The organism is Megasphaera stantonii, from assembly GCF_003367905.1.
GTDB lineage: Bacteria > Bacillota > Negativicutes > Veillonellales > Megasphaeraceae > Megasphaera > Megasphaera stantonii.
Genome location: NZ_CP029462.1, coordinates 1,273,438 through 1,285,530, shown reverse-complemented (window position 1 = coordinate 1,285,530; position 12,093 = coordinate 1,273,438). Strand labels below are relative to the sequence as shown.

Genomic DNA, 12,093 nt, shown 5'->3' with positions numbered 1-12,093 from the left:
TTGACATGGATAAGCAGAAGATGAAGGAAGCAGCTTGCCGAAAGGTCGACGAGCTGCAGTCCTTAATTTATGAAATTGCCGACTACATACACGCCCATCCCGAATTGGGCGGCAGCGAATATTTGGCGTCGTCCTATTTGCGGAAGGTACTGGGCGACGCCGGCTTTACGGTGGAAGACGTCGTGCCCGAAGCGTTTCCGACAGCCTTTCATGCTTCGTGGGGAGACGGGCCGTTTCACATGGGATTTTTAGCGGAGTACGACGCCCTTCCGGAGATTGGCCATGGATGCGGGCACAATCTCATCGCAGCTATGAGCGTCGGGGCGGCCCTGGCCTTTGCCGCTGTCTGCGGCGCCGGCGCGACTGTCCATGTATACGGCTGTCCGGCGGAAGAAACGGCAGGCAGCAAGGTGTATATGAGCGACCAGGGCGTATTTGATGAATTGGACGCTGCTGTGATTCTTCATCCCTGTGCCGATACGACCAGCATCGGCGGCACGTCGTATGCCTCTCATCCGATGGAATTTACCTTTTTGGGCAAGGCCGCCCATATTGCCGACAGGGAATACGAGGGAATCAACGCGCTGGATGCCCTTGTCGATTTTTATCGGCAGCTGAAAGACCTGGAACAGACATGGACGGAAACCCATCTGATTGGCGCTATCATTACGGACGGCGGCATCGCGCCCAATATCGTCCCCGATAAAGCGGTAATGCGGGCTACGATACGGGCTCTCGACGCGCAGTATTTAGAAACGGTCATGCTGCCGCAGATTCGCGAGCTGGCTCAAGCTGTTGCCCAGGCGCACGGGGCCGAGGTCGCGATGGTTCATTATGAGCCGCTGTATAAAAATATGATACAAGATGCCAAAATGAACGTATATTTTGCCGAAGCCTTTAACGCCCTCCATGAACCCTTCGATGTAAAGGGCGATGATTATGCCGACGGTTCCAGCGACGTAGGCAACGTGAGCCAGGTCACGCGGGCTTGTCAGCCGGAAATCTGCATTTGCTACGACGCGGCGGCTCATACGGAGAAATTCGCCGCGGCAGCAGGCAGCGAGCTGGGGAAAATGCAGGCCTTAGTAGGGGCTAAAGCGATGGCTATGGTGGCTGTAGAAGTCATGAATGAAAAGAATGGCAAAGAAGTCTTGTTGTGAATTTTTTTCTTTGTGAACTGGCAAAAAATGTATGAGTAAAACGTGATGAGATATATTGACAAAAGAACACCTCAATAATATACTTTAGGCAAGATGATATTTCATTATCATTTTACGGAACGTCTTAAGAAAGAAGAGGGAAGTGATCACATCATGAAATCTATCGTATTGTACTCGTCTCATACAGGAAGAACGAAAAAAATTGCCGAACACGTCGTAAGCGGACTGCCGGAAGGTACGCCGTGCCTGCCCGTTGAAGAAATGCCGGCCGACATCAACTCCTACGACTGCGTTTTTTTGGGCTGCTGGGCTGACGGCGATGCCGTAGACGCCGGCGCTGCGCAGGCTTTGGAACAATTGGATAATAAAAACGTCGCCGTATTTGTCACAGTGCAGAGCGGACCCTTCTCCGACGACTCGGCGAAAATTTTGCGCACCGTCATCGATGTCCTTCCTTCGGGCTGCAAAATCGTCGGCACCTATGTCACGCCGACGGAACGGGAAGATAATAAAGAAGAAAGTGATCAGAAAGCGCGGGCTTTTGCTCGGGACTTTGCAGAAAATACGCTTGACCGCTTGATGGGCGCCGGAGTTTAATCGCTTGTATTTGTACGGACTCGCTAAAGAAATCCATTGGATTTCTTTAGCGTTTTTTGTTGCCGCCATTTAAACGAGACGGCCTGATGCGGCGTTTACCAGGTGTTTTTCCGAAACACACATTTTTGTAGGAAAAATCTCTTGACAACAGGACGAAAAGGGGATATACTAAACAAGCTGTTGCGGCAGGACGCCGCGGCAGGCCGGATAGCCGGTTCGCTTGAAAAGAACTTCAAAAAAGTGCTTGACAAGCCCGGGCGAGTCTGGTAAGATATACAAGTCGTCGCGAGACGGCATGGCCTTTGAAAACTGAACAATGTGATACGAAACAATACGCCAGAGTGCGAGGTCTTAGCAATAAGATTTCAAAACAGGTAACACCAATAATAAGTAAGAACGAGCAATCAGCTCTTCACATATCATGGAGAGTTTGATCCTGGCTCAGGACGAACGCTGGCGGCGTGCTTAACACATGCAAGTCGAACGGGAGGACATGGGAAGCTTGCTTCCTATGGACTCTAGTGGCAAACGGGTGAGTAACGCGTAAGCAACCTGCCCTCCGGATGGGGACAACAGCTGGAAACGGCTGCTAATACCGAATACGTTTTCATTGCCGCATGGCAGTGGGAAGAAAGGTGGCCTCTGAATATGCTACCGCCGGGGAGGGGCTTGCGTCTGATTAGCTAGTTGGAGGGGTAACGGCCCACCAAGGCGACGATCAGTAGCCGGTCTGAGAGGATGAACGGCCACATTGGAACTGAGACACGGTCCAGACTCCTACGGGAGGCAGCAGTGGGGAATCTTCCGCAATGGGCGAAAGCCTGACGGAGCAACGCCGCGTGAGCGAAGACGGCCTTCGGGTTGTAAAGCTCTGTTATACGGGACGAACGGCTAGTGTGCCAATACCACATTAGAATGACGGTACCGTAAGAGAAAGCCACGGCTAACTACGTGCCAGCAGCCGCGGTAATACGTAGGTGGCAAGCGTTGTCCGGAATTATTGGGCGTAAAGGGCGCGCAGGCGGTTTCATAAGTCTGTCTTAAAAGTGCGGGGCTTAACCCCGTGAGGGGACGGAAACTGTGAGACTGGAGTGTCGGAGAGGAAAGCGGAATTCCTAGTGTAGCGGTGAAATGCGTAGATATTAGGAGGAACACCAGTGGCGAAAGCGGCTTTCTGGACGACAACTGACGCTGAGGCGCGAAAGCCAGGGGAGCGAACGGGATTAGATACCCCGGTAGTCCTGGCCGTAAACGATGGATACTAGGTGTAGGGGGTATCGACCCCTCCTGTGCCGGAGTTAACGCAATAAGTATCCCGCCTGGGGAGTACGGCCGCAAGGCTGAAACTCAAAGGAATTGACGGGGGCCCGCACAAGCGGTGGAGTATGTGGTTTAATTCGACGCAACGCGAAGAACCTTACCAAGCCTTGACATTGAGTGCTATCTCCAGAGATGGAGAGTTCTTCTTCGGAAGACGCGAAAACAGGTGGTGCACGGCTGTCGTCAGCTCGTGTCGTGAGATGTTGGGTTAAGTCCCGCAACGAGCGCAACCCCTATCTTCTGTTGCCAGCGCGTCATGGCGGGGACTCAGGAGAGACTGCCGCAGACAATGCGGAGGAAGGCGGGGATGACGTCAAGTCATCATGCCCCTTATGGCTTGGGCTACACACGTACTACAATGGCTCTTAATAGAGGGACGCGAAGGAGCGATCCGGAGCAAACCCCAAAAACAGAGTCCCAGTTCGGATTGCAGGCTGCAACCCGCCTGCATGAAGCAGGAATCGCTAGTAATCGCAGGTCAGCATACTGCGGTGAATACGTTCCCGGGCCTTGTACACACCGCCCGTCACACCACGAAAGTCATTCACACCCGAAGCCGGTGAGGTAACCTTACGGAGCCAGCCGTCGAAGGTGGGGGCGATGATTGGGGTGAAGTCGTAACAAGGTAGCCGTATCGGAAGGTGCGGCTGGATCACCTCCTTTCTAGGGAAGAAGTAACGGATTCTGAGGAAGACGTTACGAAACTTCAGGTCGGCATTCTGACGTACGTACACATTGTTCAGTTTTGAGAGGCCATGAACCTCTCAAGCAAAAGATGAAAGACCCGTACCTTGACAACTGCATAAAACGAAACGAACAAACCTCTTTTTGAAGAAAAGAGAAAGACTTAACGAACCGAAGAAACTCTGAAAAACGGTGAAGACATAAAGTCAAGCAAGTAAGGGCGTACGGCGGATGCCTTGGCCATATCAGCCGATGAAGGACGCGATAAGCTGCGAAAAGCTGCGGTGAGGTGCAAGTAACCAGAGACCCGCAGGTGTCCGAATGGGGAAACCCGGCAGCAGGAGTGCTGTCATCCGAAAGGAAGGGAACCCGGTGAACTGAAACATCTAAGTAGCCGGAGGAAAAGGAATCAACAGAGATACCCTCAGTAGCGGCGAGCGAAGAGGGCAGAGCCCAAACCAGAGCGGGAAACCGCTGTGGGGTTGCGGACTGCTAACAAATGGTTGGACGAAGCAGAACCAGTTGGGAAACTGGGCCAGAGACGGTGAGAGCCCGGTAAGCGTAAGGAAGACCATGGAGCAGGATCCAGAGTACCACGGGGCACGAGGAACCTTGTGGGAAGCAGGGGGACCACCCTCCAAGGCGAAACACTGATATGGACCGATAGCGAATAGTACCGTGAGGGAACGGTGAAAAGAACCCGGGAGGGGAATGAAAGAGAACCTGAAACCGTATGTCTACAAACAGTCGGAGCGCTTTACATGCGCGACGGCGTGCCTATTGAAGAATGAACCGGCGAGTTACTGTTGCCAGCGAGGTTAAGCGGAAAACGCGGAGCCGAAGCGAAAGCGAGTCTGAACAGGGCGATAAGTTGGTAGCAGTAGACCCGAAACCACAGTGATCTACCCATGTCCAGGTTGAAGCACAGGTAAAAATGTGTGGAGGACCGAACCAGTGAGCGTTGAAAAGCTTTTGGATGAGATGTGGGTAGGGGTGAAATGCCAATCGAACGTGGAGATAGCTGGTTCTCCCCGAAATAGCTTTAGGGCTAGCCTCATGGTAAGAGTACAGGCGGTAGAGCACTGAACGAGGTAGGGGCCTGTCCGGCTACCGAACTTAATCAAACTGCGAATGGCTGTACTTATACATGGGAGTCAGACTGCGAGTAATAAGGCCCGTAGTCAAGAGGGAAACAGCCCAGACCAACAGCTAAGGTCCCAATGCCGTACTAAGTGGCGAAGGATGTGGAATTTCGAAAACAACCAGGATGTTGGCTTAGAAGCAGCCACCATTAAAAGAGTGCGTAATAGCTCACTGGTCGAGAGACTCTGCGCCGAAGATGACCGGGGCTAAAGTACGGAACCGAAGCTTTGGCAAGTATCGAAAGATACTTGGGTAGGGGAGCGTTCCTGCATGGGAGAAGCCTGACCGGAAGGACAGGTGGACAGGCAGGAAGAGAGAATGCCGGTATGAGTAGCGAAAAGAAAGGTGAGAATCCTTTCCACCGAAAGCCTAAGGGTTCCTGGGCAACGATCGTCGACCCAGGGTAAGTCGGGACCTAATCCGAGGCGGAGACGCGTAGGAGATGGACAACAGGTTGAAATTCCTGTACCGCAGGAGTCTGTTTGAGCGAAGGAGTGACACAGAAAGGAATGCGCGCGTGCGATTGGAAGAGCACGTCCAAGCTGGTAGGTTGTGTGGCAGGCAAATCCGCCATACTAAAAGCCGAGAAGTGATGGGGAGCCATTGGAGACAATGGCGAAGGGGCAGGAACTAGGCTGTCGAGAAAAGCTTCTAGTGAGGACTCAGGCGCCCGTACCGAAACCGACACAGGTAGGCAGGAAGAGAATTCTAAGGTGCGCGGGAAAACCCTCGTTAAGGAACTCGGCAAAATGTATCCGTAACTTCGGGAAAAGGATAGCCTAAAGTATGTGAGCTGCAGAAACGCAGGGAGCAGGAATAGGCGGCAGAAGAGAGGCCCAAGCGACTGTTTACCACAAACACAGGCGTCTGCTAAAGCGAAAGCTGACGTATAGATGCTGACACCTGCCCGGTGCTGGAAGGTTAAGAGGACGTGTTAGCCATAAGGCGAAGCAGAGAATTGAAGCCCCAGTAAACGGCGGCCGTAACTATAACGGTCCTAAGGTAGCGAAATTCCTTGTCGGGTAAGTTCCGACCCGCACGAAAGGTGTAACGATTTGGGCACTGTCTCAACGAGGGACCCGGTGAAATTGAAGTACCTGTGAAGATGCAGGTTACCCGCGACTGGACAGAAAGACCCCATGGAGCTTTACTGTAACCTGAGATTGGATTCCGGTAAGAGATGTACAGGATAGTTGGGAGGCTGAGAAACGGATACGCCAGTATCCGCAGAGCCGCTGGTGGGATACCAACCTTGTTTTATTGGGATTCTAACGAGAGACGTAACGAGTCTTTGGACAGTCTCAGGCGGGCAGTTTGACTGGGGCGGTCGCCTCCGAAAGAGCAACGGAGGCGCCCAAAGGTTCCCTCAGCGCGGACGGAAACCGCGCGAAGAGTGTAAAGGCAGAAGGGAGCTTGACTGCGAGACGGACAGGTCGAGCAGGGACGAAAGTCGGGCTTAGTGATCCGGTGGTAGAGAGTGGAATTGCCATCGCTCAACGGATAAAAGCTACCCTGGGGATAACAGGCTTATCTCTCCCAAGAGTCCATATCGACGGGGAGGTTTGGCACCTCGATGTCGGCTCATCACATCCTGGGGCTGAAGTAGGTCCCAAGGGTTGGGCTGTTCGCCCATTAAAGTGGTACGCGAGCTGGGTTCAGAACGTCGTGAGACAGTTCGGTCCCTATCCATCGCGGGCGGAAGAAACTTGAAAGGGGCTGCTCCTAGTACGAGAGGACCGGAGTGGACGGACCAATGGTGTACCAGTCATGGCGCCAGCCGTGCAGCTGGGTAGCTACGTCCGGGACGGATAAACGCTGAAAGCATCTAAGCGTGAAACCAGCCTAAAGATGAGGTTTCTCATTGTGAAAGCAAGTAAGGTCCCATGAAGACGACATGGTAGATAGGCCGGGAGTGGAAGTGCAGTGATGCACGGAGCGGACCGGTACTAATAGACCGAGGGCTTGACTTAAGCAGGGAGCCCTGTTTGAAGGAGCTGAGAAGCGACGCACAAACAGGAGCGAGTCGCTTACTCCCGGAGGGAGTGGGTGAGGGAATCTGGAAGCAGGTTCTGAGAAAGGAACCGTAAACAGAGCGGAGGCTCGTTAAGGAAGTTCGTTTTATGCAGTTGTAAGGGCACGGGCCCTTAGGAAAAATTCAGTGGCGATAGCTGCGGGGATCCACCTGTTCCCATGCCGAACACAGCAGTTAAGCCCGCAAACGCCGAAAGTACTTGGGGGGAGGCCCCCTGGGAGGATAGGAAGCCGCTGATTACAAAAAGAGAGCAGTGCATTGGCACTGCTCTCTTTTTGTATACAATGACCTCCCATCTACCCAGGGCTTGCCCTGGGATAAGTAGCGAACCTCGTTTGAAGGAGCGAAAGCGACGCGCAAACGAGTGTGAGTCACTTATGTCGGGTCCGTACGTAAGCAGCACATGTCATGAAGAAGTATTCATGTGTGCAGACCCGACTGATAGGTGCGACGACCGCCAGGAGGAGACGTATACGACATGTATGCGTTCTTTTTTTGTATATGTGCGGCTTTCTATCCTTCCAGGTTCCTAGAGTAAGCATAAGCAGGGAACACCGTTTGAAGGAGCGAAGCGACGCGCAAACGGTAATGAGTCGCTTACTTCGAATCGGGACACATAAGATAGAATGCTGATAGGCTTATGCTGCAAAGCCTGCCGATTCGAAGCCTTGATGACGATACCCTAAACAAGATGACACGACGCGAAACATAAAGTACCCCCGCTGTCTCTGCAAATAAGACAGCGGGGGTACTCTTTACTCTTCAGTTATTTCTTCTTCTTTCTTCACGGGAAATATAACGGAAATCGTCGTTCCTTCATTTAATTTGCTTTTCAGCGAGAGCTCGGCGTTATTCCCTTTTGCGATATATTGGGCGATGGATAAGCCTAGGCCGGAGCCGCCTGTTTCTTTTGCCCGGGATTGTTCGACGCGGTAAAATCGTTCAAATACCCTGTCGATATCCTTTTCGGGAATGCCGATGCCCGTGTCCGATACGGAATAGTATACGTTGTCGCCGTCGCGGCGGCAGGACAGGGTGATGTTTCCGCCGGCAGGCGTGTATTTGACTGCGTTGTCGACGAAGATTCGCAGCATTTGCTTTACGCTGCCCGGCTCGGCATAAATCGTCGCTTCGTCGTTTTCCACAATCGTGATTTTATGGTCATGATCCAGCAGGGTCACTTCGTTGTACACATCCTGGAGCAGCTTGGCCGTGTTGATGTCGGCGAAGTGCTTCTTCAGCGTGCCGCTGTTCGTGCGGGCGAAGAACAACAGGCGCTCGATGAGTTGGCGCATGTATTCCGTTTCCTGCTTGATGGTCGTAATGCTTTCCTGCAGCACGGCAGGGTCGTTTTTTCCCCAGCGGTCCAGCAGGTCCGCGTAGCCGGCGATGACGGTAATCGGCGTGCGCAGCTCGTGCGACGCGTCGCTGATAAATTGCTGCTGCTGTTTATAGCCGTATTCGATGCGGTCTAAGGCCTGGTTGATCGTAACGGCTAAGTCGTGCAGCTCGTTGCGGTTATCTGACAGGGTAATGCGGTTATCGAGCTGGTTGACCTCGATGGTTTCCAGCGTGTCGTTGATGATGCGCAGCGGCGCCAGGGACTTTTTCATCAGGTACATGCCGGTCAGAACGGTCAGGGCCAAGCAGATGAGGATAGACGCCAGCAGCTGCTTGGACAGCAGGGTAATGAAGTCGTTTTCCTTATCAGGCTGGCGGGAGAACCGCAGGTAGTAGCTCTTGCCGTCGTCGCCGTCCCATTTTTTGTAATAGGAAAACTCCGTCGTTTCGCTGCCCTGTATCGTCGTCGGCAGGGCGTTTACCGTTTTATCCTGAATATCCTCGTCGATATGGCGGTCGCTCAATTTTTTTATCGTATGAGTCGGGCAATTATCCAAAACCAATTTGCCGGCGCCGTTGTAAATTTGCAGGGTAACGAAATTGGGCAGATTGGACCGGACGAAGACGGAAGAGTCGACTTTGCCGTACGAATCCAAATAGGCTACGGTGTTTTGCGCGCTCGATTCCAAATCCTCTTTAATGGAGTCGTTCATGATGTAATGAATGCTGGCGACGGTGATGACCGATACGACGATGAGGATAAAGAATACGATGGAAGAATAGAGGAGCACCATTTTGGCGAAGAGCGGCAGGGGCGCGAAGGTCGGATGCTGCAGTATTGCCTGTTTAATCCTTTGCCACATATCCTACTCCGCGGATGGTCTGAATGTATTCCCGTCCTTTTTCCTTGCCGAGCTTGCTGCGAATATAGCGGATATACACGTCGACGACGTTCGTGTCGCCAATATAATCGTATCCCCATACTTCTTCTACGATGCGGTCTCTGGTCAGCACGATGTTTTTATTGCGGATTAAATAGGACAAGAGTTCAAATTCTTTCTTCGTCAAAATGATTTTCTGCGTGCCGATGACGACTTCGTGGCGGTCCAAATACAGCATCATGTCCTGGAGCTGCAGGAAGTTTTCGTCAGCCGGCTTATAGTCCCGTTCGCGCAGGAGCACGCGGATGCGGGCGAATAATTCCTTGCTGTTGAAGGGCTTCGTCAGATAGTCGTTGGCTCCTAAGTCCAGGCTGGCGACCTTCGTTTCGACGTCGTCCTTTGCCGACAGCATCATGATGGGGACGTTGGATAGTTCGCGGGTCCGGCGGCAGATCGTCAGGCCGTCGATGTCGGGAAGCATGACGTCCAGTAAAATCAAATCGAAATGATCCTGGCCGATGCGGTCCAGCGCCGCGGCTCCGTTCGTTTCGATGCCGCACTCGTAGCCTTCGTGTTCGAGCTCCATCTGAAGAAAACGAGCAATTTGTTTTTCATCTTCGACAATTAAAATTTGTGCTTTTTCAGCCATACCATAATCCTCCTGAATCACGAGTACATTACTTCTTATTATACCTCATCTATGACTATTTTGGTACTCGCCTTTGCGAATCGGACATAAACAAAACGAAACATATTCTTCTTAGTCATATCCATGAGAGGATGGGTTGGAGAAATCTGGAGAAAATGAAGATAATGTCGCTGCAAGCCTTCAAGAACAGGCGCAATTAATGGTATAATAATATAATAGCCTCATGATAATACCTATGGAATTTACGTACAGCAAGGAGGAATAGATATGACAGGATTAAACATTACGTTTTTAGCCCACAGCGGCTTTGCCGTTGAAACGGATACAAAAGTGCTGGTATTCGACTACTTTAAGGATCCGGCAGGAAAGGTGGAATCCTATGCGAAAGGGGATAAGCCCCTATGGTTTTTCGTCACCCACTGGCATGAAGACCACTTCAATCCCCGCATTGCCGACTTCGCCGCCCATACGGCCCATTATATTCTCAACGACGGCGTGACGCTGGAAGATGTAGACGTAAAAAAAATGCAAACTATGCGTTTATATGATACAATACATATGGAAGACGCAACGATTACCCAGTATGGCTCTACAGACGAAGGCGGTTCTTTTTTTGTGGAAACGGACGGATTTTCCATCTTCCATGCCGGCGACCTCAACTGGTGGCACTGGCTGGGCGACACGGACGAAAACAACGCCGAAGCGAAGGGCAATTTCGACCGGGAAATGAAGAAACTGGCCGGCCTGTCTGTAGACGTTGCCTTTTTCCCCGTAGACGCGCGGCTGGAAGGAGCGCGCGAATGGGGCGTAAAAGGATTTTTAGACAAGGTGCATGTGAACAAGCTGTTAGTTTCTATGCATCATTTTGGAACGGTCTGGTCGCCGTCGCCTGACTTTAAGGCGGCCTACGGCGGCGTGCCCTTGTGGATACCGGCCCGCAAAGGCGAGGAAACGACAGTTCGATAAGGCAGCAATATCTGCATATACTGGAAGAGCAGAGGAGGTATAGCATGACTGAATTACACACGGCGGCGCAGCCTAAACGCAGTCAGATTGCCAATTATATACTGGCGGCGGCGGCGATTATCCTGCTGCTGGCGTATCCGTTCCAGGACTTTTTCTGGGGCGGGTTATTGACCCATTTAGCCGGAGCGGCCCTGATCGGCGGCCTGGCTGACTGGTATGCCGTAACGGCTCTGTTCCGGCGGCCCTTGGGCATTTCCTTTAAGACGGCCCTGATTCCGAACAGCAAGGAACGGATCGCCGAAATGGCCCGTCACATGATTGAAAGCGAAATCCTGACGGTGCCCAATATGTACAACGTGCTGAAGCATCATCCGATATTGGGAGCGACCCTTGAGTATCTCCACACGGAGAAGGGCTTTCAGTCGGCGGAACGCGTATTTGGGCAAATCCTCAATACGTTTTTATATACCGTCGATATGAAAATCGTCGTCAAGGCCTTTTCCGGCGTCGGCGGCCAGGCTATTGAAAAAATCGATTTGGCCCCTATCATGAGCCGGGCTATTAAGATCGGCCTGCGCGGCGAATCGGGGAAGGATTTTCTCGATTTCATGATTCTTCATCTGGAAATACTCGTCAAGAGCGATACGATGAAAAAGTACATCGGCGAAATTTACGAGGCGTCCCTGCAGCAATATGCCGAACGGAATTTCCTCTTTGAATGGGCCATCAAGGCGGCCCTCAAGATGGACATGTTCCGGCCGGAGCACGTCGCCGAAAAATTGCAGGAAAAATGCCTCAGCCTGCTGGACGACGCGAAGCGGGAAGATTCGCCGCAGCGCAAGCAGGCCCTGAATTATTTGTGGAAGCAAACGGAACGCATCGAGTTCAACGGCGAATGGCACGAACGCATCGACAGCTACAAGAACCGCATGTATCAAAGCCTGGTTACCCGTCCCGACACGAAGGAAGCCTGGCAGCGCTATGTACAGACGCCGGAACGGCAGAAGCGCGTCTGCACCGTCGCGGCGAAATACGTCATCGGCAAGCTGGAACGGTGGCGGCAAAGTCCCGACCAGGTGGAACAGATGAACCGCACGGCTTTGGCCTTCGCCGCCCGTGAATTGAAGCGGCTCCAGGTATGGTTCGGCAAGACGGCGGAACAGGAAATCATGAAGTACGACGGAAATTATCTGGCGCAGCAGCTGGAAAGCAGCGTCTGGTACGATTTGCAGATGATTCGCGTCAACGGCTCTCTCGTCGGCGCAATTCTCGGCGCCGTCATCTATCTCGTCATGTATGCCGTGAAAGGAGGCGTATAGT

6 protein-coding genes and 3 rRNA genes are annotated in these 12,093 nt (G+C 52.4%); 7 read left to right on the top strand and 2 right to left on the bottom strand.

Features of this window, described 5'->3' with window-relative positions:
* Positions 1-5 precede the first annotated feature (5 nt).
* From DKB62_RS06015 to rrf, 5 genes are all read left to right on the top strand, one after another.
* Positions 6-1,160: an amidohydrolase gene (locus tag DKB62_RS06015; protein WP_107196792.1), complete on the top strand. Its 1,155-nt coding sequence runs from the start codon at positions 6-8 to the stop codon at positions 1,158-1,160.
* A gap of 153 nt (positions 1,161-1,313) precedes the next feature.
* Entirely contained in the window at positions 1,314-1,757 is a 444-nt protein-coding gene (locus DKB62_RS06010) for a flavodoxin family protein (protein WP_157949754.1), read from the top strand.
* Positions 1,758-2,175: 418 nt separating this feature from the next.
* Positions 2,176-3,740: ribosomal RNA gene (locus DKB62_RS06005) — 16S ribosomal RNA — on the top strand.
* A 225-nt stretch (positions 3,741-3,965) separates the two neighbouring features.
* Positions 3,966-6,874: ribosomal RNA gene (locus DKB62_RS06000) — 23S ribosomal RNA — on the top strand.
* Positions 6,875-7,058: 184 nt separating this feature from the next.
* Positions 7,059-7,175, top strand: a 5S ribosomal RNA gene (gene rrf, locus DKB62_RS05995).
* Together the 16S, 23S and 5S rRNA genes form the textbook arrangement of a ribosomal RNA operon.
* A 516-nt stretch (positions 7,176-7,691) precedes the next feature.
* Here the strand turns inward: rrf and DKB62_RS05990 are convergent.
* Positions 7,692-9,140 carry a sensor histidine kinase gene (locus DKB62_RS05990; protein ID WP_087478780.1) on the bottom strand — a complete coding sequence of 483 codons (1,449 nt, stop codon included), beginning with the start codon at positions 9,138-9,140 and terminating at the stop codon, positions 7,692-7,694.
* Complete coding sequence (locus tag DKB62_RS05985; protein WP_087478781.1) at positions 9,124-9,807, bottom strand: response regulator transcription factor; 684 nt, start codon at positions 9,805-9,807, stop codon at positions 9,124-9,126. Before DKB62_RS05985 ends, DKB62_RS05990 begins: the two co-directional genes overlap by 17 nt.
* A gap of 267 nt (positions 9,808-10,074) precedes the next feature.
* Between DKB62_RS05985 and DKB62_RS05980 the strand changes: the two genes are divergently transcribed.
* Positions 10,075-10,773, top strand: coding sequence for an MBL fold metallo-hydrolase (locus DKB62_RS05980; RefSeq protein WP_107196133.1), 699 nt, complete (start codon positions 10,075-10,077; stop codon positions 10,771-10,773).
* 44 nt (positions 10,774-10,817) lie between these two features.
* The gene (locus DKB62_RS05975) at positions 10,818-12,092 is read left to right on the top strand and encodes a DUF445 domain-containing protein (protein ID WP_087478783.1); all 1,275 of its coding nucleotides are present in this window, start codon (positions 10,818-10,820) and stop codon (positions 12,090-12,092) included.
* Position 12,093: the final 1 nt, after the last annotated feature.